The sequence below is a fragment of the Streptomyces sp. NPDC053431 genome (assembly GCF_044544925.1).
Lineage (GTDB): Bacteria > Actinomycetota > Actinomycetes > Streptomycetales > Streptomycetaceae > Streptomyces.
This window is the reverse complement of record NZ_JBITXX010000002.1, coordinates 580,752-606,730: the sequence shown is the minus strand read 5'-3', so window position 1 is coordinate 606,730 and position 25,979 is coordinate 580,752. Positions and strand designations below refer to the sequence as shown.

The window sequence follows — 25,979 nt, the reverse complement described above, 5'->3', positions numbered from 1 at the left end:
CCCATAGCCCTGGGTCATCGACCTGGGGCTATGCCATGCGGCCGCCCAGTGGACCCGGTACGCGCTTCGTCCGGCGTTCCGCCGGCGGTGGCAGTGGGGTCCACGCCGATGATGCCGCCGAAGAACCCCGTCGACCTTCACGAAGCCTCATCACGGCCGCTGCCACGACGCGGGTACGAGGGGGGTGGTGCGAGCAAGTCGCCCCCATCATCCCCGTCATCCCCGTCGCCCCCGTCACCCCGTCACCCCGTCACCCATCCGCCCGCCTCGCAGCCGCGTTTGGCGAGCTCGGCCGGCAGCGTACTGCCCGGCCACGGACCCTCCCCTTGACGCACTGGGCGCCGTACGGTGGAGGGGTAGCAACGAGGAGGCCACCGCATGAGCGCGCTGCCGCACGACCCAGGCCCTGCCTACGCCGGCCCGTACCGGATCGAGCCCGAGGAAGGCCCGCAGACGCTCGCGGAGCTGCGTGCCGCCCTCGCCGTGATCGACACGGCCGAGCTGACCGCCTTCAACGCCCGCCTGGAGGCCGCCCGGTTCGGCCGCGAGCAGGAAGCCGTGATCACCGAGGCCCGGCACCTGGTCGCCCTGCGCACCCGGCCCGAGGTCCGGGACGCGATCCGCGCGTCACTCGCAGGCGAAGCAGAGCTGATGACCGTCGAGGACCTGTACGCGGAACTCGACAAGGGCACCATCGCGTGACCCACTGGATTGTCGAGATCCCGCGCAGGCTCTACAACGAGATCGCGCACCTCTCCCCCGGCGGCCGCCGGGCCCTGCACGATGCCCTGGCCTCCCTCGCCGAAGACCCGCGGCCGCCGGAGTCCCGCGCCGAGCCGCTGCGGGACGCCGAACTGCGCAGAGTGGCCACCGTGCCGGCCTCCGACACGGGCACCACCATCACGCTGCTGTACCGCATCCACGATCCCGCCTCCGGCAAGCCGGGCCGCGTCGAGATCATCTTCCTCCTCGCGGGCCCCTGACCGAACCACTCCGGCCGGGCGCGCGGCTCTCCCTCGCGCCCGGCCAGGAGCGCCGTTGCGCGGACCTTGGACGCCCGTTGCGCGGGCCTTGGACGGCGGCACGGAGCGCCCGACCGGTCGTCGCGACGGCGTGACGAGGCGGAGTCGGCCCTCCCAGGCCGAGCCGGAGATCAGCGGCGGAGTGGCGGGCGGCCTCGCAGTCGTCAGCGGGGCCCGGCCGGGCCGCGCGGCGGCCGTCGGCCACACTGATGCGGTGCCACGCCTCACGCGCTACCTCCTCATATGGCTGTCGTGCACCGCAGCCAGCGTCACCGCGGTCATGCTCACGGTGTACTTCGTCATCGGCCTCACACGGCCGACCCCGCCCGCCGCACGATCGGTCCAGGCGGTGTACCCCTCCCCTTCCGGCATCGTGGGCGTCCCGGCCTCGTCCGCCGCCGCCCCGAGGACCCCTTCGACCACTCCGGCCGGCCGGCCGTCACCGGCGGCGCCCACCTCGCGCACCCCCTCGCCGACCTCCACCCGGGCGCCCGACGCGTCCACGCCCACGGCCTCCGCGCCGAAGTGCAGCGGTGGGCCCGGGCTGCACACCGTCCCGTCCGAAGGCGGAAAGGTCACCGTCCAGTACGGCCGCGACAGCGTCTGCTTCGTCTCCGCCGTCCCCGCCCCGTGGTTCCGCACGAGCAACGAACAGACCGATCGCGGCACTCTGGTGGTCACCTTCACCAGCGACGACCACCGTTCGCAGATCACGGCGACCGTCGTGCCGGCCGCGAAGGCCAGCGTGCGCGAAACCCGCCTGTGATCCACCGTGCCCCCCCCCCCCCCTGAGCCCGCGTGATCCTTCCTGATCTTCCGTGATCCCCCTGATCGCGTGTGATGCACCCTTGCCCCGCCCTGATCACGTGTGATCCCCCGTGACCCCCGTGATCGCGTGTGAGCCCCGTGACCCCTGATCGCGTGTGATCCCGCGGGACTCCCGTGATCGCGCGTGATCGCGCGTGATCCCGCAGGCACCCACCGTCCGCACCCGGGCCCCGGGCTCGGCCCTCCGGGTCCCGAACCTGAGCAGTTCCTTAAGCATCCCTGATGACCAGCATCAGGACCGTTCCGGGAGCACTTTCCGCCCCTAAGCTCACGGTCGGTCAGGACGACCACTCCGGCCCCGGCGGACGACCGCCGGGCCGCGTTCTGGCCCCACTCCGGCACCGGCCGCCGCACGGCCCCGGAGATCTCACCGACACAAGGGGTTGATTCGTCATGGCCGCACACCGGCGTCAACGCACCGCTGGCATACAGGGTCTCGTCCGCCTCTCCGCCGTCTCCCTCACCGTCGCGACCGCTGCCGTGGCCACGGCCTGTGGCGTCGGCGGCTCGAAGAACGACGCGGCGCAGAACGTCTCCGTGGCCGCGGCGCCGGACGCGCCCGCCGACCGGAGCGCCACCCTCGCGGAGCCCATGGACGCCTCGACCGCCACCGCCTCCCCCACCGCCCCCTCCACCTCGGCCGCGCCGACGTCCCGTCCGAGCGCCTCCCCCTCCTCATCCACCGCCCCGACCACAGCCGCGCCGCGCCCGGCCAAGACGAAGGCCTCCGCCGAGCCGTCCCGCCCGGCCGCCACGAAGAGCGCCTCGGGATCCGGCTCTTCGGGCTTCTCCACCGGCTACCCCACGGGCGCCGACGCCCGCGGGGCCGTCAAGGCGGCAGTCGCCGCGGCCAAGGCCGACGGCAGGAAGGTACTGATCGACTTCGGCGCCAACTGGTGCGGCAACTGCAAGGCCGCCGACAGGGTCTTCGCCACGAGCGGCGTCGGCGCGCTCCTCGACGCCTCGTACCACGTCGTCAAGGTGGACATCGGCAGCCAGGACTCCGCCGCCTTCGACCTCCTGCGCAGCTACTGCTCCGGCGAGGGCGCCTACAAGATGCCCGTCCTGGTCGTCCTCGACGGCAACGGCAGGGTCGTGACCGAGACGCACTCGACCGGCAACCCGGACCTGACCGACGCCGGCCTGAGCGCGTTCCTGCGGAAGTGGGCCTGATGACGGCCCGCGGCCACAGACGCGGCCGGCCGGCCACGGCCGCCCTGCTGCTCCTCCCCCTCGCCCTCGTCTTCGGCCTCGCGGCCACCGGCTGCGCTGGTGGCGCCGGTTCCGGAGCGGGCGGCGGCGAGGGCGGGGCGTCCGGGGCCGGTACCGCCTCGACGGCGAAGGTCATGCCGGTGGCGGATCGCCTCCTCGCACCCGAAACCGCCGGCCGGGACCTCGCCGGCCAGGACATCGGCCTCCGCTCGTACCGCGGCAGGGTCGTCGTCCTCAACGTGTGGGGCTCCTGGTGCGCGCCCTGCCGCGCCGAGGCCCGCGACCTGGAGGCGCTGCGCGGTGCCACGGAGCCGCGCGGCGTGGAGTTCCTGGGCGTCAACGTCCGCGACTACGCGACCGGGCCCGCCCGGCGGTTCGAGGAGACGTACGGGCTGGGTTACCCGAGCATCCACGATCCCGACGGGAAGCTCCTCCTGGCCTACCCTCCCGCTCTGCTCAACCCGCAGGCCGTCCCCTCCACCCTGGTCATCGACCGGCGAGGCCGGATCGCCGTCGCCGTCTCCGGCCCGGTCACCCGCGCGCAACTGGAGCCCCTCGTGAACCGCGTGGTCGAGGAGGACGCATGACCGGCGCCGCGCGGACGGCACTCGCCTCCGGGTTCGACGCCGGCGCGGTGTCGGGCACCCTGCTCCTCGCCGTCCCGGTGGCCATCGCCGCGGGCCTGGTGTCCTTCCTCTCGCCGTGCGTGCTCCCGCTCGTACCGGGCTACCTGAGTTACGTCACCAGCCTGTCGGTGTCCGAGCTGACCGAGGCGGACGGCGGGAGGCGCGGCCGGATCCTCGCCGGGGCGGCACTGTTCGTCCTCGGTTTCAGCAGCGTGCTGGTGTCCGGCGGCGCCCTCTTCGGTTTCGTCGGACGCAACCTCGTCGCGTACCAGCACACCGTCACGCTGGTCCTCGGCCTGTTCACCATCGTCATGGGGCTCGCCTTCGCGGGCTGGCTGCCGGGGTTCACCCAGCGCGAGCTGCGCAGCCGGCGCCGACCCGCCTTCGGCCTGGCGGGCGCTCCCTTGCTGGGCGTCGTGTTCGCCGTCGGCTGGACCCCGTGCATCGGGCCGACGCTGGCCGCCGTACAGGCCTTGGCCTGGAACGAGGCCAGCGCCGGACGGGGCGCGCTGCTCATGGCCTGCTATTGCGTGGGACTCGGGGCGCCGTTCCTGGTCGCCGCGCTGGCCTTCCAGCGGGCCCTGCGTGCCTTTCGCTGGGTCAGGAGCCACCACCGGACCGTCATGCGGGCCGGGGGCGCGCTGTTGGTCCTCGTCGGCGTCCTTCTGGTCACCGGCCTGTGGACCGATGTGGTGTACGCGTTGCAGATACGGCTGGAGGGGGCGAACACGGGCCTGTGAGCGGCGCGGCGGGAGGACGGCGTGAGGACGGCCGCCGTGCGGCGGGGCGGCAGGGCGGCAGGGCGGCAGGACCACGCGCGCCACCCTTCCCCTCCGCTCCGCTCCCCTCCCGTCCCGGTCCCCTCCCCTCCCCTCCGCCTGGCGCCTGGCGCCTGCCGCCTGCCGCCAGCAGCTGCCGCTGCCGCTGCCGCTGCCGAGCGCGGACTGGCCGTCACGACGGCCGTCACGGCATCCGACCGTCACGGCCTCAAGACCTGGCCTCAAGGCAGTCCGGCACCCGAATCCATTCCGGAACCGAAGAAGGACGAAGAACGACGACATGACACGGCACACGACTCCCGCGCACTCGGCCCCCCTCCTCCCCCGCACCGCCCGCGCACGCCTCGCCTGGGCCGTGGCCGGGCTCCTTGCTGCCGCCTCACTGACCGGATGCGGACAGGAGTCCGCGCCCCAGCGTCCGGCCGCGGTGACGGAGTTCAACGAGAACGGCGTCACCGTCCGGCTGAGCGTGAGCGACTGGGACGCCTCCGCGGGCACCCTGGTCGTCACGTTCACGCCGGACGAGGCCGGCTTCCACCTCTACAGCACCGCGCTTCCCGCACAAGGCATCGAAGGGGTGGGGCGGCCCACCGAGGTCCGTCCGACGGGCTCGGTCACCAGCGCGGGCGAGATGACGGTGGACAAGCCCGTCAGAACCATCAAGGTGCCCGGCGTGACCAGCGCCGTACCCGTCTACCCCGACGGCCCCGTCACGGTGACGCTGCCGATCCGGGCGACCGCCCCGGGCGAGGCGAAGGTGCTGATCGGTTATGCGAGCTGCAGTTCGACCGAGGGGTGTACGATCCCCGTGGCCGACCGGGCGGTGGCCCTGCGCAACGGCACGGACGGCCTCTCGTTCGGCGCCGCCTGACGGCCCGTAGTCCCTGGTCACGGGCCTCACGGGCCGGATGACAGTGGCTTGGCCGCGGCCGCCTTCGTGGCATCGTCGCGCCGGAGCCCCTCCTGCATCCACGGTCACCGCCCCGGACTTCTCAGACCCCGAACCCTGCCCGTACCGCTTGATGCGCGACGACCCGTTGGAGCACTGTACCCGTGAACCGAGGGCTCCGAAGACCCTGTGACGAGCGTGGGGCCGCGCGGTGAGGCGCTCCCTGGCGGGGGTGGCCCTGGCGGTCACCTCGATGGTGGCGCTGTCGTTCCTCATTCCGCTGGGACTGCTGGTGATGTCGCTCGCCCGCGAGCAGAGCATCACAGCGGCCGAGCAGAGCGCCGCGGCGATGGCGCCGATCCTCGCGCTCACCACCGACGCGGCCCAGCTTCGCGAAGCGGGAGCGGGTCTGCGGGCGGCCGAGCACATGGTCATCCATCTGCCGGACCACAGCACGGTCGGCGGTGCGGGGCACGCGCCGCCGGACCTCCTGGCCCGGGCCCTGGGCGAACGCGAGTCCATCTCGCGGGACGTCCCCGGCGGCTGGATCTACCTGCAGCCGGTGATCCTGCCCCAGGAGAGGGTCGCGGTGGTGGAGAACTTCGTGCCCGACGACGACCTGACCCGCGGTGTCGCCCTCTCATGGAGCGTCATGGCCGGCCTGGCCGTCGTCCTGCTCGGCGGCTCCGTACTCGTGGCAGACCGCCTCGGCTCCGCCGTCGTCACCGCAGCCAGGCGACTGGCCGAGGCGTCGCGCCGGCTCGGCACGGGCAACCTCGACACCCGCGTGCAGCCGAAGGGGCCGCCGGAACTGAAGGAGGCGGGCACGGCCTTCAACAGCATGGCCGACCGCATGACCGACCTGCTCGCGGTGGAACGGGAACTGGTCGCCGACCTGTCCCACCGACTGCGCACCCCGCTGACCGCGCTGCACCTGGCGGTCGAGCGGATCACGCCGAGCGCCGACACCGGGCGCATCCAGGCGGCCGTCGCCGAACTGGAGAAGGAACTCAACGCGATCATCGCCGAGGCGCGCACGCCGCTCTCCGTCGGCCCGATGGGCCGGGCGCTCCGGGGAGAGGACTCCCCCGACGAACCGCCGGACGGCGGGGAACGCTGCGAGGTCGCCGAGGTCGTCCGCCGACGCGCGGCCTTCTGGGCCGTACTCGCGGGCCAGCAGGCACGCCCGTGCGAGCTGCAGATCACCGACGAGACGACTCCCGTCTGCCTGTCCGAATCGGACGTGACGGCGGTCGTGGACGCGCTCGTGGGCAATGTCTTCCGCTACACCCCTGTGGGCACCGCCCTGGCGATCTCCGTGAACCGCACGGCGCACACCGTGGAACTGACCGTCCATGACGCCGGCCCCGGCATCACCGACCCGGACGGCGCCCTCGCCCGCGGCGGCAGCACGGGCTCCACCGGCCTCGGCCTGGACATCGCCCGCCGAGCGGCCCTCGCCGCCCGGGGCACGGTCCGCATCACCAGCGGCCCCCTCGGGGGCGCCCGCGTGGCGGTCACCTTCCAGCTGTCGACGGAGTCGACGAGGGGGCGCCCGCGGTCACGGCGGAGGGGACGGAGGGCCGGGGCGGCGCGGGCGTCGGGCCTGCCGGGCGACTGACGGCCCCCGCGGCGGTCGGACGACTCAAGGCCTCGCAGCGGCGGGCGACTCGCGGCCTCGCAGTGGGGGACGCTGACGGCCCGGCAGCGGCGGGCGGATGACGGCCCAGCAGCGGGGGGCGAATGACGATCTGCAGCGGTGGGCGACTCGCGGCCTCGCAGCGGGGGACGCCTGACGTCCCGGCAGCGGCGGGCGGATGACGGCCTCGCAGCGGTGGGCGACTCGCGGCCTCGCAGCGGTGGGCGACTCGCGGCCTCGCAGTGGGGGACGCCTGACGTCCCGGCAGCGGCGGGCGGTGACGGTCTCGCAGCGGCGGCCGACTGACAGCCCAGCAGCGGGGGCGAACACCGCGGCAGGGTTCGGCAGAAGCCCCGTGCTCCGCTCTCTCGCCGCGATGGGGCATCGCGTGGGCCCGCGCGTCTGTCACGGCGCCGTTCCGTCGATGGGGTCGGCCAGACCCAGGTCCGTTCGCATCGCCTCGCGCAGCGACTCCAGCGGCTCCCACAGCTTGTCCAGTCGCCTCTGCAGTTCCTCCAGCGTGACCTCCGGTCCTGCGGGCCCGGTGTCCAGGCGCTGGACCAAGCTGTAGATCCCGCGCACGGCACCGTTGACCCGCCCCACCGCGACGAGCGCCTCGGGGGAGACGATGAGGTGGGCTTCCGCGTGCTGGACCACGTAGGCGTTCCACCGCTCGGCCAGTTCCGCTCGGCGTGCGTCCTGCAGGGTCCCGGAGCGCAGGAGGTCGTACGAACAGGCGGCCAGCACGTCCCGGGTGGCCCTCACCGCCGCACTGAAACGGATGTACCCGGCCTGCCGTTCCGCCAGCAGCCGGTCCTGTCGCTCCTGCTCGCGGTCCTCTCGCCGATGCCGCTCGGTGTGGGCCCACTCGAGCTCACGCAGGCGCTGCGCGGAACGCTGCGTGAACCACACCGAGACCAACGAGACGAAGCCGCCCAGAACGGCTGCCGCCAGGGCCAAAGCCGCTGCACCCACCCGATTCCCCTCCCTGAATGCCGATGGCGTCCACGCCATGATGGCGGGCGAGCCCGCCCCGGCGTAGGGGCTGCGGACGTGCGGTGCACGGGCAGATGCTCGTAGGCCGCCACCGGGCCGCCCTTGCGCGAGCCGTGTGCTTTGGCACGAGCGATTTCCGTAGCGGCTGAGCGGCCGGCCGTGTCATCCTGCGAGCGGCAGGCCGCTGTTCCGGCCGGAGGTCGACATGGCACTCATTCCGGATCTCACCGACTTCTACAGTGGCGGCGACGAGGCCGGCCGTCTCACTTCCGGGCGCACTATCGGGACGCTCGAGCTGGTGCGGACGCAGGAACTCCTGCGCGCACACCTTCCGCCGCCGCCCGCGTCCGTCCTGGATGTCGGCGGCGGGCCGGGAGTGCATGCGCGCTGGCTCACGGACAGCGGCTACGAGGTTCTGATTGTCGACGCGGTGGAGCGGCATGTCGTAGAGGCCCGCGGCCAGGGGTTGGCCGCCTGTGTGGGAGACGCGCGGTCCCTCGACCAGGCGGACGGCTCGTTCGACGTCGTGCTGATGCTAGGCCCCCTTTACCACCTGCCGGACAGCAGCGAGCGTGCCCTCGCCTGGCGGGAGGCTCGCCGGGTCGTCAAGCCCGGCGGCCTGGTCGCCGCGGCAGCCCTCAACCGGTACGCCAAGCTCCTGGACCTGGACTCCCGCAGCGCTCTGGACATCGCGACGACCGGACTGCGGGTGCGTTCGAACGGCCCCACCTCGTACTACCACGATCCCGCGGGACTCCAAGCCGAGGCGCAAGAGGCCGGCCTCGACCACCTGGCCGTCCACGCGGTTCATGGCCCTGCCTACGAGGCGCTGAGAGCCGAAGAACGCCGGACCGGAAGGAAGAACCTGGGCGGGAAAGCGCTGGAAACCGCCCTCGCTGCCGCACGTTTCACCGACGACCATCCAGGCCTGGTCGTGACCAGCCTCCACCTACTGACCATCGCCCGCCGACCGACCTGACACCACCTGAGCGGAACGGCATCTGGCAGCCTGATTACGGCCTGCCGGGGCGCGGAGGCGTAGGCAGCCGACCCGGGTTCACTACCCCGGCTGTCGTTCTCCGGCATCCAGGCGCGCTATACCCCTGCCCACCCATTCGGTTAGGGTTACCTTGCCTGGCGAGCCGGCGGGCATGCAGGTTCAGCATTCCCGTGCCGCACCTGGTAACCACAGGACGGAACGGGCAGAGGCAGGGCGCAGGTGAGAGATGGTGACCGGGCTTGTGCGCGTCGTGCCTCCGCCGGGGCGGGACACCCCGTGCGACTGACCGGCGTCCCGGGTTCCGGCCCGGAGATCGGGACGAGGCGCCGTGGATAGAATCGCGCTCACGGCCGGAACCCTGTACGTCATCGTCCTGGTCCGCGCCGCAGGGACGTTCGCCGTCGGATGGCTCGCCGGCGCTGGCGCCCGGCGCAGCAGGTTCGCCGGGCGGATCTCCTCGGCGAAGTTCGAGCGCGCCGAGCGGGCGATCCAGCGGTGGGGCGCACCGGTGGTGGCGGTCTCCTTCCTGACCGTCGGGTTCCAAACCGCCGCCAACTTCCTCGCGGGCAGCATGCGCATGCCGTTGCCGCGCTACCTCCCCGCCCTGCTCGTGGGCGGGGCGGCCTGGGCCCTGATCTACGCGACCGCGGGACTCGGCGTCCTCGACATGCTGGGAAGACTCTTCGCCGAAAGGACAGCGCTCGGCGTGGCCGCCGTAGCCGTCCTCCTCCTCACGGCGTGCGGGGCGGTGCTGTACCGCAGAAGAACGGCGGCCCCGCCCTCCAGCGACACCGCGACCGAGGAATCGTGACCCCACCCCGCCGGGCACTGCGCTGCGGCGGGCGCGATGGACCCGTGGTCTCGGCACTCCTCGGACGGCATCCGCAGGGCAAGACCGTGCCGCCCGAGGCCTCGGCACTTGCCCCTCCTCTGCCTTGTTCTGGGAGCGGGCTGCAGAAGGCCGACTGCCTGACGAGCAGCGGGGGGCCAGACGATGAAGCGGAGGAGGAGGCCGTCCGCCAAGGCGTCCGGCGACCCTCCTACACACCTGTAACCACCACCGCTGCACCTCACTCGATGGACACCCGCCCATCGGCCGAGGCAACGACAGTGCGGGTCAGTACGCCCTGCGGGCCGTCCGGGCTGACGCGGACACTGGGGGTCGAACCGACTCCACCTCATGTCGGGCTCATCAGCACTCGCCTGTAGCCAGTCCCGCCCGCCAAGATTCCCGGCAGAAGAAGGCACTCCCGTCCGTCAGCGGGGAGACGATGCCCGGGGCCGTTCAAAGCGGACGGAGAGATCAAAGGGCTCACCGCCAGCAGCGCGGCAGTAAAGCGATGCATCAGTTGGCGTTGGTGCACTCGGCCAGCTGTGGTCTCTACGATCGTTCTGTGGACGAGTATCAACAGCTACTGGAGCGGCTTGAGGCGACGTGGGCTGTGGTGACTCAAGCTGACGCACCTCAGCGGGAGGTCTGGGCCGACGAGCTGAGTGATCTCCTGGAGTCGGCCTACTTGAAGCAAGCAGATGCCGAGAGGGCAGCCGGATGGCTGGTCCAGTGGGCGGTGTCCGATACGGACTATGCGGTGCGGGAGTCCGCCTTGCACGCCGTGTCTACGGCAGGGGTTCCGTACGAGTTCCCGTACGAGGTCCTCGAACCGCTGGCCGTCCATATCGACGTCTTCGAACCCCAGCTCCTGGAATACGTGTTGTTCAGCTTGTCCGCAACACACGACGAGCGTGCAGTGCGAACCATCGAGCCGTTCCTCGCCCACCTGGACGCCGCGGCGCGAAGGCGCCGACATCGCTCGGCGCGGCCGGCCGTGGGGGATTCCGCTGGAAGGTCGGTTGCTCTTGGTGCCGCGCACTGGCGGACCGACCTGACACTGCGCCAGCTCGCACCGCTCTTCGGCGTCTCGAAATCCACGGCCGGCCGCATCGTCGGCCACCTCGGCCCCCGGCGACCTTGAAGATCCTCCGCGACTGCCGCTCGGAGGGCGACGGCGTCCATCATGCGACGAGCGGCATCGCCTACTTGCACAACGAACACATTGGCGCGGCGCGCGTTCCTCAGTCCTGGGCGGGGATGTCCAGGGCGGTGCCGTACAGGCGGGAGACCCGGAGCAGGATGGTCACGCGCCGGTCAGGCAGCGGGTGGGCGCCGGGTGCCGTCCCGTCGGCGGGGTCCACAATCTCCGCCTCCCCCTCCGCAACGGCGAACGACCAGATGTCCGGGCCGTTGACGTGCAGCGAGGCGTGCGGATCGCGGCGCAGCTGGCGGACCTTGAGGCGATTGGCCGTAGAGGAGATGCGCAGTACGCGGTCCTCCGCGTCCCAGTCGTACAGGACGGTCGACAGGTGCGGATGACCGGTGCTCCTGACACTCGCGAGCACGCCGAACTGGCCCTGCCTCAACAGCTGGGAGAGCTCCTGGTCGGTGAGCACTCGGGGGGCCGGGCCATCGTTCTGGGTCTTGCCGGCAGCGGTTTCGGTGTCAGTGGTCTCGGTGGCGGTGGTCTCGGTGGCGGTGGTCTCGCTCATGGGAATCAACCTTTGATGGTCGGGGCGTGGTGAGGCAGGTCAGACGGCTGCGGTCGTGGGCGCGAGCCGGACGCAACAGGTAGACCGTAGCAGATGGTTTTGTTGCAGACTATTTTGTTCGGTCTCATTCCGCGGTCGTGTCAGCAACTGGCTGCCCAACAGGCTCACCGGGGGGGGCGACCGTGGAGCGGCCGGTGACGGATGCCGTGTGGGAGTTGCCCAGCACCGGGCGGATGTGGGCCAGCCCGTTCCATCAGCGATGATGCGGCTATGACTCTCACCGACACCCTCGCTCGTGTGGATGCGGATCTTGCCGCCGGGCGGGTCCCCTTGGCGCGGCAACGTCTGCGGGGTCTCGTGTCCTCCTTCCCGCAGGACCTGCCGCTGAGGCGTCGCCTGGGCGAGGTCTACCGGCTGTACGGCGAACCCGCGGAGGCCGGGCGGTGGACGTATTTGGAAGAGGATCGAGACCCTGCGGAGACTGCCGCATTCGAGGCGCGGTACTCCACACCGCTGCCCCGGATGCGGGCGCTGGCCTGGCACGCTTCTGAAACCCTTGCCGGTACGGCATTCGCGGCCGAGCAGTTGGCGGCCGCACGCGAAGCGGCCTCGGAGCAGCTCGGACGCCCGGTCGACTGGGCCGCGATACCCCTGGACATCGACGACGAACCGGAAGGCGACGAGGCCACGTTCACCGATCGTCTCGCCTGCGCCGGCGTGGGTCTTGTCCTGCTGGGGTTGCTTGCCATCTGGGGGATCGGCTTCTTCACCTTCGTCCGTTGGGTCTGGCCGTAAGCGCGGAGTTGCACCATCGGTCGCCCTGGACAGGGAGCAACGACACTCCCCCGGGCCGGCACAAGGCTCCCGAAGGAGTCCGGCGCCTTGGCCGCGGCAGCGGGAGTTGCACAGTGCCTGCTCAAGGGCGGGGCGCGGTCGGCCGATGGGTGGGGCATGCGCTCACTTTCACTGATCACGGACCGCCTCCCCCGCGTCCGGCGTCTGCTGGCGGCAGGTGCCGGATTGTCCGCCGTCCTGCTGTGGACCCTCGCGCAGGGTCCGGGCGCCCCGCCGGCCGAGGCGTTCGCGCCGCGTCCGGCCGCGACCGTGGAGAGCGAAGGCCTACAGGCGTTGTTCGGGTCGGAGAATCGGGTGATCCCTACGCGCGAACGGGTGATCGCCCTGACGTTCAACGCGGCTTGGAACGACGCCGGTCTGGACAGCATCCTCGGCGAGCTCGCCCGCCGTCGCGTACCCGCTACGTTCTTCCTGACCGGAGACTTCGCCGACCGCTACCCCACCGTGGTGAGGAGGATCGCGGAAGCCGGACACGGACTGGGCAACCACTCCTTCAGCCACCCCTACTTCAAGGACCTGACCGAGGCCGAACGACAGGACGAAGTGATGGCGGCGGACCAGGCCCTTCGTGCGGCGGGGGCAGGCCGCGCGGTGACGCCGTTCTTCCGGTTCCCGTACAGCGAGACCAGTCCCGCTCACATCCGTGAGGTCAACGCGCTCGGTTTCGCAGACATCGAGTTCACCACCGACACGAACGGATGGAAGGGTACGGAAGGCGGCATGACGGTGGACGACGCAGTGGACAGGGCACTGGACGCCCTGTGTCCGGGCGCCGTCCTGCAGATGCACGTCGGGGCATCCCAGGGGGGCACCGAGGTAATCGACGCCGAGGCACTGCCCCGGATCCTCGACGCACTCCCCACCCGCGGCTACCGCGTCATCGACCTGCGCAGCCTGCTCACCCCCTGACCCGCTCAACACCGCGTTGCCCCCGGCAACAGCGGCCTCACTCAGCCCTCCCCTGGCCCGGGCCGGCCAAGCGGAGCCCTCCAACCACTACCTCACGGCTGACACCGCATCCGCTCATCGGCCCGGATGGGCAACCTCGATGCTCACGCAGGCTGGCGGCGGCCGGAGGGATCCAGCCCGCGGTGGCCACGGAGGTCGCTGCTGGCGCCGGACGGAACAGTTCATGTCCTTCGCCGGAAACACCGCCGTTCCGATCTCTACCGCCGCCTCGGCCAGCCGGCCGGCTCACACGACACCGAGAAACCCCGGATCGACGCCATCGAACTGTCGGCATGACTCCCGGGCGACGTCAAGCAACTCCCTCATGGGCACAGCCCGACGACTCGTCGCGCAGAGGTCCTGACGTGCCTCAGCCGACCACAACGGCGGAAACACCGACAGGCCCTGATCACCCTGCAGTGCCGCGATCTCTTCCGTCCAACCGGGCCAGCGAAGATCCGCGTAGAACTGATCAAGCGCTCCTGACACCAGCCAGGTCATCCACGCCGAGTGACCGATCCCCAAAGCCTCCCAGCGAAGCGAATCCGGGGCGAAGTAGACCATCTCTCCAGGAGCCCCAGGACGCCCGTGGCCGGCCGGCGCCCCGCCATTGAGAGCGAATACACCGCCCAGCACGTCCTGGGCCACCACCAGACCGGAATCCGCTCGCCACGCCGGGTCGAAGGCTCCAGGGAGCTGATTGACCTGAGCCAGACTCGGCACCCCGCGCGTCGCCCCGTCCACGGGGCTGCCGAAGACCCGCAGCCATCCACCGTCCACCAGCAGACCGCCACAGTGCAGCACCACCGCGCCCAAATACGACCTGGCCGTGACCTGCAACTGGAGAAGCGACGCCCTCCCCAGGCCGTCATCGGCAGGGAGCACCTCGACGGACACCGGCCCGGCACCGACGATCTCCCTCAGCTCAGGCCAAGCCGGTTCCTCGACGTCGATCAACTCGCTCAACTCACGCATGCTCGCATCGTCGCACTGGCCCCCTGCCCCCCATCCAGCAGGGCGATTCCGCGCACCAACTGCCTGTCGAGATGACGTCTCGTGACCGCATGCCTCCGGTGGACCAGTCCCTGGTAGGGGAGCATGCCGCCTACCTCGTTGAGCGTCCCCCGGATGACCTTGCGCTAGAGGCCGTAGTCCGCTTCGCATCCCAGGCCTGAACACTTCGACGGGGCGTTCGAGTTCCTTGATCTGCTCGGTGCGGATCTGGGCGCGTCTCTGGCGGTCGAACCGAGCACGGCCAGTGGTACCAGACGGACGCTGATGGAAGCGGCGGCGAGGGGGCGGTGTGGGCTGCGGCGAGCGCGACGACCGCGGCCCCGAACCGCGTCGGTCGAGTATGAGGCCCATTCCCGTGCATTTGAGGCGGACCACGGAAGTCGTCTCGCGCGCCCCATGGAACACCGTCGGGGTGCTCCACCTCGCCGACCTGGCGTTTCCCCGCATCCCCGCATCCCCGTATCCCCCTGAGTCCGTGGCGGATTAGGCCATGGTTCCCGGTGGCGGCGACACGGACGAGAGGTTCGGTGAACCGGGAGTTCGACGCCCAGGGCACCCGATCCTGTGGTCTCAGGTGAGGCGTGGGCCGGCAGCCGGGGGTGGGGCGTGACGACCGCCCAGCTACTGATCAGCCTTGCGAGCTGGCCTTTAGGGCACCCCAGCAGGCCGAGAAGGACCAGGCAGTCAAGCGTTTGGTTGCGCGGTCACTCCGGTGCGTCAAGCCCCAGGTTCTCGGCTGAGTGACCGTGAATCCCCGTCATATAGCCGGCGACTATTCGCCGGGTTTCGCCAGGGTGCGCACCATGGTGTGCCCCGTCTGCATCAGTGCAATGTCTTACCGGCCCAGCTCCGACGCTGGGCGGTCCGTCCATAGGGCCCTGCTGCAAACGAAGGGAGAAGACCATGAGGAAGCGGGTTGACTCTGACAAGAGGCCCGGTCGACGCAGGCAGCTCGACCGGATTACCCGAGCAGAGGTGCTCATCGCTGTGCTCGGCACGATCACCGCGCTGGCGGGCTGCGTCGCGCAGTTCGCGTCGCGATGAAGTGATGGTGTCGTTGCCGGTCAGACGGTCGACCGGCGGCAGCGCAGAGCCGGGGCCGGTGAGCGGGATGGGATGGGGCCGGCCGGATTCGAACCGGCGTCCTCCCACATGCGGTGAAGGCGCGACAACCACTGCGCTACGAGCCCCATCCCGCCCGCGATCATACGAGCCACGCGCGGCTCGGCGCTCTGGGATTTTTCAAGGAGGTCCGATCACGCCGCGCCGGTCTTCGGCGAGAAGGACGAGCGGCTCGCTCTGCCTCAGGGCTGAGCGGCGCGGACGTGGTCGGCCGAGAGATGGAGTTCGTACGGTAGGCAGCAGTCGGAGGAGAGTGTGGCGACGAGGGTTCCGCAGGCACACGACTGGTTCATCCCACCGGTCGGGGTCGCCCCGCAGCAAGCGGAGGACGCGTGCCGAAGCTCCAGGCCGCGGGCGTCGCCCGGGTTGATGACGATGTTGCCTCGCGGGCCTTGCGAGACGAGCCATTTCCCTGGGCCGTTGCCTATCGTCCCGTAGCGAGGCATGGCCGGCACAGCCACATCGGACACCACCAGGGGCGCGCCGTACGGCTCCGTCTCGATGGCGTAGCAGCCCGGCGGCACGGTCGCCGGCGACGGACCACGCTCTTCGGCGTCCCACCAGTCGTGGTGCGGCGCCTCGGGGACCGCGGGGAGTCGAGTGAGCGGTCCCGTCAGGGGGGCTTCGCAGGTCGCACAGACGAAGACCACCGCTTCGGCCTTTGTGGCTCCGTCGGCAGGCCGGGTGGAGTGCTTGGGCATCGCCTTGCCGTCGCCCTGATCGTGGTCCCGTTGATCGCGCATGCGCCGACCGTACGCGCAGGCTGCCAGGCTCGTCAGTCACCCCGGCCACGGCGGCTCGGGCATCCACTTGCACCGGGACCAAGGCAGGACGTGGCCGGCGACCCGGATGGGGGCCGATCCGCCGTCGTCGCCGCGGGTACGTCTGTGGCCGTCGCCCTCCACCGTCACGGTGCGCAATACGCGATGGCCTGACCGGTGTTGGGGGTGCCTCGGGGATCGTTGGCGGGATGGTGGATCACGACTTGCCAGGTGTCGTCGGGTGTGTTGGTGGTGATCCGGTTGGAGACCGTGGGGACGAGCCCGTCACCCAGACCGTGACCGCCGGAGATCGCCGTCTGGCCGGGTGGGCAGACGGCGAAGCTGGAACGACTCTCCCCCAGAGGCACCGTGACGATGTCTCCGAACGCGGGAGCGGTGTTGACCGTGCCCGCCGGGCCGGTCTCGCCCTGCGGGCCGGCAGGCCCTCGCCGGCCCTGCTCGTTCCAGGTGACGGTGATCTCACGAGGCCGGCATCGCACACCCGCCGCGTAGTCGATGACGCGGAGGTCGCCGTCGTTGCGGCTGTAGCAACCGGTGTAGACGCCGTTGGCGTCCGGGATGTCGGCACGGGCCGTGCCACCACCGAGCACACCGACCGCGAGGCCCAGATTGACGGCGCCGATCACAGCAGCCCTTCGGGAGAGCCTCAACTCGTTCTCCCTTCCTCCGTCGTGGCCGGTTAGGTGTCCACGTGCTCAGAGGATGCACCCGAAACCGGCCACGGCACCTCGACTCACGGCGCCGAACCGGCAAATTCCCCAGATCGCCGTAGCGCATGGCGACGACCGCCCCGCATCCCCTCTCCTGGCGGTCGCGGTACGGAACCGCGCGCCTGAGGACGGCGGCGGCCGGCCCTGCACCCCGCCCCGGCGAAGGGCGTCCCTGCCGGGCGGCGGTTCCGTTCGGGCTAAGGTCGCGCGCCCCCGCATCGCGCACTCCTTAGAGTTGCGTCGACGGTTGCAGGGCCTTGAGGAGGTCTCGATGAACAACCGCGCCGTAGTCGCAGTCGCCATCCTGCCCATCGCCCTCGCGGCGCCGGTCCCCGGCGTGGCGGATGCCCAGGATTGCGGCTGCCGGGATCTCCGCTTCCGAAGAGACGCCTGCACCGGCCTTGCAGGAGTCCGAGCGGCTCAAGCCGGCTCGACGGGATCCAAGGTCCCGACGACGGTATCGCCTGGGCAGCGCCGCCCAGGCGGCGACGACGCGGTGAGCGGCCCCTAAGGCCCCAGGAGCATGGCAGCAGCACGGCAGCACGACAGTACGGTCGTCAGGTCAGTGCCGACTCCTGGCGCTGGGCATCCCGGCCGTTCCCATCTCACCAGCGGCACCGGTCCGCCGACGACCGCACTGAGCAACGTTGCCCGGTGACGGTCTCCGGTCATCGCCGCTGCGAGGTCACGAGGTTTTTCGGAGCGAGAGAGACGGACCGGAAGGTCGACGACGTCTCGCTCGCCCACCGGGAACGGGCTCCCGCCCGCCGACAGTCCCTAGGAGAACGCCATGTACAGCCCGGGCCCACATCTCCCCTCGGCGGCAGCGGCGGACGGGTTCCTCCCGGCCGACTCGGCGCCCGACGTCGCCGAACGGCCGGAGACCGCCCGCGAGCGGGTCAACCGGCGGTGGAACGAGGTCCTCCAGGAGACGCGCGTGGCGCTCACGGGCGTCCAGGTCCTCTTCGGCTTCCTTCTCAGCATCGTGTTCACCTCGCGGTTCGACGCCCTGTCGACGCCCCACAGGGTCCTCTACGTCACCACGATCGTCCTCGGTGCCTGTTCCACGGCGGCCCTCATCGCGCCCGTCGCCATCCACCGACATCTGTCCGGCCTCAGAATGAAGGCCGAGGTCGTGAACGCGGCCGGCCGCATGATGGCGTGCGGCATGGTGCTGCTCGCCCTCACCGTCGCATGCTCGCTGCTGCTCATCCTCGCCCTCATCCTCACCACGCCCTACGCCCTGGCCATCGTCGCCACGGTGATGATCTGGTTCGGCGCTTGCTGGTACGTCGTGCCCCTGCGCCTCCGTCACCGGGCCACGCGCCGCCACCTCAGCTGAGGCAGGGTCAGCCGCGGTCATCCGCCCTCCCCCACACCCTCCGGACCAGCGTGGTGAGGTCGGGGACGACCAGGTCCGCGCCCTCGTCGTACAGGCTCGATGCGCCGTGTCCGTCAGGAGTGCGGTCGAGGCCGACGACGAGGGCGAAGCCACCCCGGCGGGCCGCGCGGACTCCGGCGACGGCGTCCTCGACCACCGCGACCGCATCCGGCCGGATGCCGAGGATCCCGGCCGCGTGCAGGAAGAGCGCCGGGTCGGGTTTCCCGGCGAGGCCGAGCCGAGCGGCGTCCTGCCCGTCCACGACGGCGGCGAGGACCGTGTCGAGGCCGGCGGCGGCGAGCAGCGCCCGCGCATGGCGGGATGCCGAGACCGCGGCGCACGGCACGCGCCGGGAGCGGAGGGCGGCAAGGGCGGCCACGGCGTCGGGGAACGCGACGACCGGCTCGGAGGCCAGGGCGTCCAGGAACGCCGCCTCCTTGCGTGCCGCGACCGCCCACACGGTTCCGCAGCCGGGCGGGTCGCCGGGCTCGCCCGGGGGCAGGCGGATGCCCCGGGCCGTCAGGAACGCCTCCGCCCCGTCGTGGCGGGACCTGCCGTCGACGAAGCGCCGGTATTCGGCGTCCGCGTCGAACGGCCTCCCGGCGTCGGGCGCCAGCTCCCCGAGGCAGGAGTCGAAGGCCGTCTTCCACGCCGCCGCGTGCACGGCGGCGGAGTCGAGCAGCACGCCGTCGGTGTCGAGGACGACGCCCCGCGGCGGCGGGGAGCCGGCCGCTGGGCCGCTCATCCGGCGTCCGGCGGCGCGGTGACCTGCATGGCCGTGTGCTGCGGGCCGCCGAGCGCGACCTTCAGGGCGCCGGTGTCGCCGGCACGGCCGAACACGTCGTACGCCTCCTCCATCTGCCCGAGCTCGAAGCGGTGGGTGACGAGATCGGCCGCGGGCAGCCTGCCGGCCGCCATCATGCGCAGCAGCATGGGCGTCGACGAGGTGTCCACGAGGCCGGTGGTGATGGTGACGTCCTTGATCCACAGGTCTTCGAGGTGCAGGGCCGCGGGCTTGCCGTGGACGCCGATGTTGGCGACCCGTCCGCCCGGACGGACCATCCGCGTGCACATCTCGAAGGCCTCGGGCACGCCGACGGCCTCCATGACGACGTCGGCCCCGAGGCCGTCGGTCAGGTCCTCGACGAGCTGTTCCGGGCCCTCGCGGGCGGTCGCGGTGGCGTCGGCGCCGAGCTTGCGCGCTGCCGCGAGCCGCGACTCGGCGAGATCGACGGCGATGATGCGACCGGGGCTGTAGAGGCGAGCGGTGACGATCGCGGCCAGGCCGATCGGGCCGGCGCCGACCACGGCGACGGTGTCGGCGGGCTGGACACGGCCGTTCAGGACCCCCACCTCGTAGGCGGTGGGAAAGATGTCGGCGAGCAGCACGGCGTCGAAGCTGTCCACCGCGTTCGGCAGCGGGTGGACGGACAGGTCCGCGAACGGCACGCGGACGTACTCGGCCTGCGTCCCGTCGACGAGGTGGCCGAGGACCCATCCTCCCCCGCCGCGGCACTGGCCGTAGCGGCCCTCGCGGCAGAAGCGGCAGCGGCCGCAGGCCGAGATGCAGGAGATCAGGACGCGGTCCCCGGGGCGTACCGTACGGACGTCCTGCCCGGTCTCGACCACCGTGCCGACGGCCTCGTGGCCGAGCACCCGGCCCGGCGCGACCTCCGGCACGTCTCCCTTCAGGATGTGCAGGTCCGTGCCGCAGATCGTGACGACGTCGACCCGCACGACGGCGTCGGCGGGGTCCTTGATGTCCGGGTCGGGTACGTCCCGCCAGGCGATCCGTCCCGGCCCCTGATAGACGGCTGCCTTCATGGTGTCCACCCACTTCCTGTCCCGCGTTTCCAGATCCGCGCTTCCTGTCACGCGCTTCCCGTCCTTCGCTTCCAGACCCGCGCTTCCAGACCTGCGCTTCCTTCACGCGTTCGGTGTGTCCTCCTCCTCAAGGCTCGGGCGTCACCTCACGGCGGCGCATGTGCCGACCGGCCCAACGGAAGGGCCGATCGGGCCCTCCGGCCCAGGACGGTCCAGGTGCGACGGTGGACGCGGGCACCCAGTCCGAAGGAGGACGGCCTTGTCCGACGCAGATCCGTGCTGTCACAGGCGGACCGTGATGAGGGCGATGTCGTCGCGGGCGCCGCCGGCGACGCCGAGGCAGGCGAGGACGGCGTCCGCGAGCTGGTCCGGGCCGAGGCCGGCATGGCGGGCGAGTGCTTCGGTGAGCTGCCGCAGGCCGACGTCGATGTCCTGGTCGCGGCGCTCGATGAGGCCGTCCGTATACAGCACCAGGTTGTCACCCGGGCCGTAGCGCACGTCGGCTTGCGGGCGGGGTACGTGGTCGGGGCGCGCGCCGAGAGGGGGGTCGGTGGCCTGGTCCAGCAGTTCGCAGGTGCCGTCGGCGTGCAGCAGGACCGGCGGCGGGTGGCCGGCGCTGCTGTAGGCGATCCGCCGGCGGCTGGAGTCGATGACGGCCTGGACCGCGGTGGTGGCCAGCGCCCCTTCGACTGAGCGGGCGTACAGGCCGAGAACCTCCAGCGACTTGGCCGGTTCGTACAGGGCTCGGACGGCGGCGCTCAACGCGCTGCGGAGCATGCCCATGACGGTGGCGGCTTCCAGACCGTGGCCCACGACGTCTCCTACGGCGACGGCGAAGGCGCCGTCCGGCAGGTCGACGACGTCGTACCAGTCGCCGCACACGTTCAGCGACCCGACCGCGGGCACATAGCGCACCGCGATGTCCGGGTGCCGTTCCAGGTCGGGCGAGTGCAGCATGGCCTCCTGCAGGGTGAGGGCCACCTGGCGTTCCCGGGCGTGCGCCTGGCGGAGTTCCTCGTTCAACCTCTGCAGCTCGTGCGCCCGCCCGTACAGCTCGGCCTCCATCACCTCCCGCCGGTCCAGGGGGCGTCCTGCCGGCCCGGGCGCGTGGGAGCGGACGAACTCGGTCACGTCCTCCACCCGGTGGATGATCCAGACGACCTGCCCGTCCGGCCCGAGGACGGGGGTGTTGATCGGCGACCACCACCGCTCCTCGAACAACCAGGCCCGGGACGGCACGGGGATGTCGTACTTCTGCACCGCCATGGTGTCCGGCTGCCTCGACAGCAGGACCCGGCGCAGCGAGGCGTTGAGGTTGCGCACCCCGTCCGCGTCCGCGTCCGCCGGATTGTCCGGGAAGGCGTCGAACACGTACTGACCGAGCAGGTCCTGTCGACTCCGGCCGGTGGCCTGCAGGTACGCCTCGTTGACGTCGACGATCATCAAAGCCGGATCCAGCACCAGATACGGGCTGGGCGTGGCCATGAACAACGCCTTGTAGTCGATGCTCGGTTCCACGGGCTCTGCTCAGTCCTTCCGCTGCTCGACGTGGCCGGCACCCGGCCCGGCCGTGCACCCACCGGGTGGGCCGGAGGTCCAGGCGTCGGCTGGGTCACTCGAAAGGGAGGACGTCTGTCGCCGGCCTGCGGGATGGTGCCCCTGCCCGGGGGTCCGAAGCGGAGACGGGCGGCGGCACGCGTGCGCCGGCGATCACACCGGAACGGGGAGAAGACGTTCGGTCCGCTCCCACACCCATTCTCCCAGGGCGATCGCTTCGGCACCCGGTCAGACGCGCGGCGTGCCGCCGCGGCACCCGCAAGGGTGCGGGAGGCCGCCCGGGCCCCGGTGACCGGACGCCGCCGGTCCCGGTCCGTGCGGCGGCCGCCCGGCCGCTCGGCCGGACACGTACGCCGGCGCGGGCGATCCTGAAAAGGGACGCGGGTCGCGCCCAGGTGGTGGGCCGGCGAACCCGACGAACCGGCGAACCCGACAATGCGGTGAGGAAGTGACCTCATGGAGACCCCGTCCGCCCCGTACTCGCCGGTGGCGGTGACGGCCCGGCTCGACACCCCGCTGTCCCGCTGGCTGTGGTTGGTGAAGTGGATCCTGGTGATTCCCCACTGGATCGTGCTGGTCTTCCTCTGGCTCGCCTTCCTCGTCGTCACGGTGATCGCCTTCTTCGCGATCCTCTTCACCGAGCGCTACCCGCGGGGTCTGTTCGACTTCAACCTCGGCGTGCTCCGCTGGTCCTGGCGCGTCTCGTACTACGCGTACGGCGCGCTCGGCACCGACCGCTACCCGCCCTTCAGCCTGGGCGCCGAGCCCGACTACCCGGCCCGGCTCGACATCGCCTACCCCGAGCGGCTCTCGCGCTCGCTCGTCCTGGTCAAGTGGTGGCTGCTCGCCATCCCCCATTACCTGGTCGTCGCTTTCTTCACCGGCGGCATGCGCGCCGGCTGGTGGACCGGCGGGCTGATCACCCTTCTCACGCTCATCGCCGGCTTCGCCCTCGCCTTCGGCGAAAGGTATCCGCGCGACCTGTTCGCCCTGATCGTCGGGCTGAACCGCTGGGTCCTGCGCGTCGCCGCGTACGCGAGCCTGATGACGGACGCCTACCCGCCCTTCCGGCTCGACCAGGGCGGCCTGGAGCACGGGGCCGAGGCGGACGGCAGCCGCTTCTGACGCCGCCGTCGGGCCCGCGCAGCCCGTCCGTCCCCCACAGCAGGACGGGAAAGACGGTGCTGAGCAGACGACATGCAGGGCGGCGACGCTTTGCCGGACCGCCATGCAGGGGGCGGCGACGCTCCGCCGGACCGCCGGTGCCACGTCGGCGGCCGGGCGACCAGGAGGCACTCGGGGTTCAGGTCCGCCCTCCGCCCGCCGCGTCTCCGGGTCGCCGTACGGGAATCGTCCGTCGGCTCAGGGGCTTCTCCTCGGGCATCGGGACGCGAATGGTGAGGATGCCGTCCGCGTACGAGGCGTCGACGTCGTCCGCGGGGATCGTCACGGGGAGGCGTACGGTCCGGCGGAAGGACCCGTAGCGGAACTCCGAGTGCTCCTTGTCCTCCTCGCTCTCGCTGTGCTCCGCGCTCACCGTGACGAGGTCGTCGTCGACGGTGACGGTGACGTCGTCCGGGTCCACCCCGGGCAGCGCGGCGCGCAGCACGTACGTGCCCTCACCGCTGGAGACCTCCACCGGAATGGAGTGCGCGGCGTTCGCCGGACGCCATCCGGGCAGCCCCGGGAACTCGCGGCTGAACCAGTCGTTGAAGTCGGGAACGAGGCTGCGCCTGCGTTCCGCCTTGTGTCCGGTCATCGTTCCGCTCCTCGTGTACGGGCCCGGGAGGGACCCTGCGGATGGATCGGCCGTGGATCCGGATCCGTCCGGCTCCGTCGCGCGGCTGCTGCCCTGCTCCGGGGATCCGGACGGCGGTCCCGACTCCATTTCTTCTTCCACCGTGCCCCAGGGGCCCGTGGCACCCCAGAGCCGGGCGGGTCATCCTGCCGGGGCCGGACGGTCCGTGCGGGGCCGGGACCGTTCGGCCCCGGAGGGGTACCGTCCGTCCCACCGGCCGCCGACAGGGGAACGGCGATCACGGGGCACTCGGCATGGTGCAGCAGGCCGTGGACCGTGGAGCCGAGCCGCATGCCGGTGTAGCCGCCGCGCCCCCTGCGTCCGACGACTACCGCTAGTGCCTCCGCAGAGGCGTGGGTGAGTTCCTCGACGGGGTGACCGCGCACGACCATCTGCTCCACGGCGACGTCCGGGTAGCGTTCGGCGCAGCCGCCGACCGACTCGGCCAGCAGTCTGCGGCGCTCGGCGAGGCCCGCGCTCTCGTCGCCGTGGGACAGCAGGGGTCGGGGCCACACCCAGACCGCCAGCAGCCGTGCCTCGCGCCGGCTCGCCTCCGCCGCGGCGAAAGAGACGGCGGCCCGGCAGTCCCGGCTGCCGTCCACGCCGACGACGACCAGCGGCGGGCGGACGGTCGTGTGCTCGGGTTCCCGCATCACGACGACGGGGCAGTCGGCGCGTGCGGCCAGCGGGACGCCCACGGAGCCCTCGCCGAGGATTTCGGCGACCCTGCCGCGGCGCCGTGATCCGACCACGGCGAGTGCGGCACCCGGCGTCCTGTCGCGCAGCACGGCCGCGGGTACGCCGTCGACGAGCTCCGTCGCCGTCCACAGCCCGTCGTGCAGCGCCCGTACGAGGTCCTCCGCGTTGACGAGCGCCGACTGCGCGCGGTTCCGCAAGGCGACGTGATGGGCGAGCGCGGCGTACGGGAGCCCGTCGTGGACCGGGGGAACGGCAACGACCAGGCGCAGTCGGGCCCCTCTGCGTACGGCTTCGTCGGCGGCCCAGGCGAGGGCCGGGACGGACAGCTCGCGGGGGTCGATGCCGACCAGGACGTCACTCATGGCTCCTCGTCACGTGCCGCCGAGACGGCGGAATGATCTCGACCGGACAGGGAGCGCGGTGGGTCGGCGCGGAGACCGGGGCGCGGGGCCGGGCACCTTGGTCACGGCAGGCTCCGGAAGCGATCCGGCATGGCGTGAGCGGTTCGCTTCGGCGGCGGCGGTACGGGCGGAGAGGGCCCCGTCGGCTCCCAGGGCGACGACGTCGTCGGGCTCCGGCCGAGCGGAAGTCTCGCTGCTCATGGTTCCTCCTGCGGAGTGCGCCATGGAGGCCGGTGGCCGGCCGGCCCCGGGAACGGCAACTCCCACGCTGGCACCGTTGCGGACCTCGACGGGATGGGCCGTTCGGTCCCGATCGGGACCTGCCCGGCCCCTCTGCCTCGGGCCGCTCGGGCGGCACCCTGAAGCCTGGAGGCCGCACACGCGTCCGGCCTCGGACGCCGCGGCACGGACCCGGCTGCGGAGGCAGGTCATGACAGCCCAGGTCACCGTCGGTCTCGACGGCTCGGAGGAAAGCGTCGCCGCCGCACGCTGGGCGGCGCGGGAAGCGATGCTCCGCGAGGTGCCGCTGCGGCTCGTGCTCGTGGACGACTGGCCGGATCCGCCGGAGATCCCCGCTCTGTACCTTCGTGTCCACGCCGAACGTGCCGAGCGCCTGATCCGGGACGCGGAGGAGGCGCGCGCGCAGCATCCCGATCTGGAGGTCTTCACCGAACGCGCGCACGGCCGAGCGGCCGAGACGCTGACCGCCGCCGCGAACGACGCCGATCTGACGGTGCTCGGCTCGCGCGGGCTGGGCGGCGTCCTCGGGTTCGTCGTCGGCTCGGTGTCCCTCTCCGTCGTAGGAGCCACCCGGCAGCCCGTCGTCCTGGTACGCGCGAAGGGCGAGCGGCCGACGCCGTCCCGCGCGGGCATCGTCGTGGGCGTCGACATCTACCATCCGTGCGAGAGCCTGCTCGGGTTCGCGTTCACGGAGGCCGCCCGCACAGGTCTGCCCCTCCGGTTCCTGCACAGTTGGACGCTGCCCGCCTCCTACGGTTACGCGACCTTGGCGGACCCGGGCATAGGCGAGGAGCTGGGCGACCGTCTCGTGGGGGGCTTGGACGATCTGCTGGAGCCGTGGCGGAGGCGGTACCCGGGGGTCGCCGTGACCGCCCGGGCTGCCATGGGCCCTGCCGCGTTCCACCTGGTCGAGGCCTCGCAGGACGCGGATCTCGTCGTCGTGGGACGCCGGACGCGGAGGATCCCCGTGGGTCCGCATCTCGGCCATGTCGCTCACGCGGTGATCCACCACAGTCCCGCGCCGGTCGCCGTGGTGCCGTTGGCGTGAGCCGCGGAGAGTGCGGCCCGGCCAGGCTTCTTGCCCCGCCAAGGCTTGGCCAAGGGCTTGTCGGC

25 protein-coding genes, 1 tRNA gene and 1 pseudogene are annotated in these 25,979 nt (G+C 71.7%); 16 read left to right on the top strand and 11 right to left on the bottom strand.

Going from position 1 to position 25,979, the window contains the following annotated elements:
• Window positions 1-378: 378 nt before the first annotated feature.
• The 8 genes from ACIGXE_RS08775 to ACIGXE_RS08740 all read left to right on the top strand — a co-directional run bounded on the left by ACIGXE_RS08775 (window position 379) and on the right by ACIGXE_RS08740 (window position 6,977).
• Entirely contained in the window at window positions 379-702 is a 324-nt protein-coding gene (locus ACIGXE_RS08775; RefSeq protein ID WP_399744930.1) for a hypothetical protein, read from the top strand.
• The gene (locus tag ACIGXE_RS08770; protein ID WP_399744928.1) at window positions 699-983 is read left to right on the top strand and encodes a hypothetical protein; all 285 of its coding nucleotides are present in this window, start codon (window positions 699-701) and stop codon (window positions 981-983) included. The genes ACIGXE_RS08775 and ACIGXE_RS08770 overlap by 4 nt, the downstream gene beginning before the upstream one ends.
• Before the next feature lie 253 nt (window positions 984-1,236).
• On the top strand, window positions 1,237-1,788 hold the full coding sequence (locus ACIGXE_RS08765; RefSeq protein WP_399744926.1) for a hypothetical protein: 552 nt from the start codon (window positions 1,237-1,239) through the stop codon (window positions 1,786-1,788).
• A gap of 455 nt (window positions 1,789-2,243) precedes the next feature.
• The gene (locus ACIGXE_RS08760; protein WP_399744924.1) at window positions 2,244-3,023 is read left to right on the top strand and encodes a thioredoxin family protein; all 780 of its coding nucleotides are present in this window, start codon (window positions 2,244-2,246) and stop codon (window positions 3,021-3,023) included.
• Window positions 3,023-3,649 carry a TlpA family protein disulfide reductase gene (locus ACIGXE_RS08755; RefSeq protein ID WP_399744922.1) on the top strand — a complete coding sequence of 209 codons (627 nt, stop codon included), beginning with the start codon at window positions 3,023-3,025 and terminating at the stop codon, window positions 3,647-3,649. The genes ACIGXE_RS08760 and ACIGXE_RS08755 overlap by 1 nt, the downstream gene beginning before the upstream one ends.
• On the top strand, window positions 3,646-4,428 hold the full coding sequence (locus ACIGXE_RS08750) for a cytochrome c biogenesis CcdA family protein (protein ID WP_399744920.1): 783 nt from the start codon (window positions 3,646-3,648) through the stop codon (window positions 4,426-4,428). Before ACIGXE_RS08755 ends, ACIGXE_RS08750 begins: the two co-directional genes overlap by 4 nt.
• A 319-nt stretch (window positions 4,429-4,747) precedes the next feature.
• Window positions 4,748-5,338 (top strand): hypothetical protein, encoded by a 591-nt coding sequence (locus tag ACIGXE_RS08745; RefSeq protein ID WP_399744918.1) that lies wholly within the window; start codon window positions 4,748-4,750, stop codon window positions 5,336-5,338.
• 229 nt (window positions 5,339-5,567) lie between these two features.
• Window positions 5,568-6,977 carry an ATP-binding protein gene (locus tag ACIGXE_RS08740; RefSeq protein WP_399744916.1) on the top strand — a complete coding sequence of 470 codons (1,410 nt, stop codon included), beginning with the start codon at window positions 5,568-5,570 and terminating at the stop codon, window positions 6,975-6,977.
• A 423-nt stretch (window positions 6,978-7,400) separates the two neighbouring features.
• On the opposite strand, the gene ACIGXE_RS08735 is transcribed toward ACIGXE_RS08740, so the two are convergent.
• Complete coding sequence (locus tag ACIGXE_RS08735; protein WP_399744914.1) at window positions 7,401-7,970, bottom strand: hypothetical protein; 570 nt, start codon at window positions 7,968-7,970, stop codon at window positions 7,401-7,403.
• A 226-nt stretch (window positions 7,971-8,196) separates the two neighbouring features.
• Here ACIGXE_RS08735 and ACIGXE_RS08730 point away from each other — a divergent pair, with 226 nt between their 5' ends.
• The 3 genes and pseudogenes from ACIGXE_RS08730 to ACIGXE_RS08720 all read left to right on the top strand — a co-directional run.
• Window positions 8,197-8,970 (top strand): class I SAM-dependent methyltransferase, encoded by a 774-nt coding sequence (locus tag ACIGXE_RS08730; protein ID WP_399744912.1) that lies wholly within the window; start codon window positions 8,197-8,199, stop codon window positions 8,968-8,970.
• 349 nt (window positions 8,971-9,319) lie between these two features.
• Entirely contained in the window at window positions 9,320-9,802 is a 483-nt protein-coding gene (locus ACIGXE_RS08725) for a DedA family protein (RefSeq protein ID WP_399744910.1), read from the top strand.
• A gap of 977 nt (window positions 9,803-10,779) precedes the next feature.
• Window positions 10,780-10,952, top strand: a pseudogene (locus tag ACIGXE_RS08720) (transposase family protein); the annotation flags it as partial.
• Window positions 10,953-11,064: 112 nt separating this feature from the next.
• Here ACIGXE_RS08720 and ACIGXE_RS08715 read toward each other — a convergent pair.
• Window positions 11,065-11,535, bottom strand: coding sequence for a pyridoxamine 5'-phosphate oxidase family protein (locus tag ACIGXE_RS08715; RefSeq protein ID WP_399744908.1), 471 nt, complete (start codon window positions 11,533-11,535; stop codon window positions 11,065-11,067).
• A gap of 270 nt (window positions 11,536-11,805) precedes the next feature.
• Between ACIGXE_RS08715 and ACIGXE_RS08710 the strand changes: the two genes are divergently transcribed.
• On the top strand, window positions 11,806-12,330 hold the full coding sequence (locus ACIGXE_RS08710; RefSeq protein WP_399744906.1) for a DUF6584 family protein: 525 nt from the start codon (window positions 11,806-11,808) through the stop codon (window positions 12,328-12,330).
• Window positions 12,331-12,417: 87 nt separating this feature from the next.
• Window positions 12,418-13,299 carry a polysaccharide deacetylase family protein gene (locus tag ACIGXE_RS08705; protein ID WP_399744904.1) on the top strand — a complete coding sequence of 294 codons (882 nt, stop codon included), beginning with the start codon at window positions 12,418-12,420 and terminating at the stop codon, window positions 13,297-13,299.
• Between the two features lie 285 nt (window positions 13,300-13,584).
• Here ACIGXE_RS08705 and ACIGXE_RS08700 read toward each other — a convergent pair whose 3' ends face one another.
• The 4 genes from ACIGXE_RS08700 to ACIGXE_RS08685 form a co-directional block, all read right to left on the bottom strand.
• Complete coding sequence (locus ACIGXE_RS08700) at window positions 13,585-14,313, bottom strand: DUF2625 domain-containing protein (protein WP_399744902.1); 729 nt, start codon at window positions 14,311-14,313, stop codon at window positions 13,585-13,587.
• A gap of 1,156 nt (window positions 14,314-15,469) precedes the next feature.
• Window positions 15,470-15,543, bottom strand: a tRNA-Ala gene (locus ACIGXE_RS08695).
• A gap of 113 nt (window positions 15,544-15,656) precedes the next feature.
• Window positions 15,657-16,217: a hypothetical protein gene (locus ACIGXE_RS08690; RefSeq protein WP_399744900.1), complete on the bottom strand. Its 561-nt coding sequence runs from the start codon at window positions 16,215-16,217 to the stop codon at window positions 15,657-15,659.
• 164 nt (window positions 16,218-16,381) lie between these two features.
• Window positions 16,382-16,882 carry a hypothetical protein gene (locus tag ACIGXE_RS08685; RefSeq protein ID WP_399744898.1) on the bottom strand — a complete coding sequence of 167 codons (501 nt, stop codon included), beginning with the start codon at window positions 16,880-16,882 and terminating at the stop codon, window positions 16,382-16,384.
• Between the two features lie 874 nt (window positions 16,883-17,756).
• Between ACIGXE_RS08685 and ACIGXE_RS08680 the strand changes: the two genes are divergently transcribed.
• Window positions 17,757-18,308 carry a DUF6328 family protein gene (locus ACIGXE_RS08680; RefSeq protein WP_399744896.1) on the top strand — a complete coding sequence of 184 codons (552 nt, stop codon included), beginning with the start codon at window positions 17,757-17,759 and terminating at the stop codon, window positions 18,306-18,308.
• 7 nt (window positions 18,309-18,315) lie between these two features.
• On the opposite strand, the gene ACIGXE_RS08675 is transcribed toward ACIGXE_RS08680, so the two are convergent.
• The 3 genes from ACIGXE_RS08675 to ACIGXE_RS08665 all read right to left on the bottom strand — a co-directional run bounded on the left by ACIGXE_RS08675 (window position 18,316) and on the right by ACIGXE_RS08665 (window position 21,689).
• Window positions 18,316-19,092: an HAD family hydrolase gene (locus ACIGXE_RS08675; protein WP_399744894.1), complete on the bottom strand. Its 777-nt coding sequence runs from the start codon at window positions 19,090-19,092 to the stop codon at window positions 18,316-18,318.
• Window positions 19,089-20,171 (bottom strand): zinc-dependent alcohol dehydrogenase family protein, encoded by a 1,083-nt coding sequence (locus tag ACIGXE_RS08670; protein WP_399745178.1) that lies wholly within the window; start codon window positions 20,169-20,171, stop codon window positions 19,089-19,091. The genes ACIGXE_RS08675 and ACIGXE_RS08670 overlap by 4 nt, the downstream gene beginning before the upstream one ends.
• Before the next feature lie 282 nt (window positions 20,172-20,453).
• Entirely contained in the window at window positions 20,454-21,689 is a 1,236-nt protein-coding gene (locus tag ACIGXE_RS08665; protein WP_399744892.1) for a PP2C family protein-serine/threonine phosphatase, read from the bottom strand.
• A gap of 495 nt (window positions 21,690-22,184) precedes the next feature.
• On the opposite strand from ACIGXE_RS08665, the gene ACIGXE_RS08660 reads away from it, so the two are divergent.
• Window positions 22,185-22,853, top strand: coding sequence for a DUF4389 domain-containing protein (locus tag ACIGXE_RS08660; RefSeq protein ID WP_399744890.1), 669 nt, complete (start codon window positions 22,185-22,187; stop codon window positions 22,851-22,853).
• Window positions 22,854-23,031: 178 nt separating this feature from the next.
• Here ACIGXE_RS08660 and ACIGXE_RS08655 read toward each other — a convergent pair whose 3' ends face one another.
• Entirely contained in the window at window positions 23,032-23,487 is a 456-nt protein-coding gene (locus ACIGXE_RS08655; protein WP_399744888.1) for an Hsp20/alpha crystallin family protein, read from the bottom strand.
• Window positions 23,484-24,587, bottom strand: coding sequence for a universal stress protein (locus ACIGXE_RS08650; protein WP_399744886.1), 1,104 nt, complete (start codon window positions 24,585-24,587; stop codon window positions 23,484-23,486). Before ACIGXE_RS08650 ends, ACIGXE_RS08655 begins: the two co-directional genes overlap by 4 nt.
• A gap of 469 nt (window positions 24,588-25,056) precedes the next feature.
• Here ACIGXE_RS08650 and ACIGXE_RS08645 point away from each other — a divergent pair, with 469 nt between their 5' ends.
• Window positions 25,057-25,914 carry a universal stress protein gene (locus ACIGXE_RS08645; protein ID WP_399744884.1) on the top strand — a complete coding sequence of 286 codons (858 nt, stop codon included), beginning with the start codon at window positions 25,057-25,059 and terminating at the stop codon, window positions 25,912-25,914.
• Window positions 25,915-25,979: the final 65 nt, after the last annotated feature.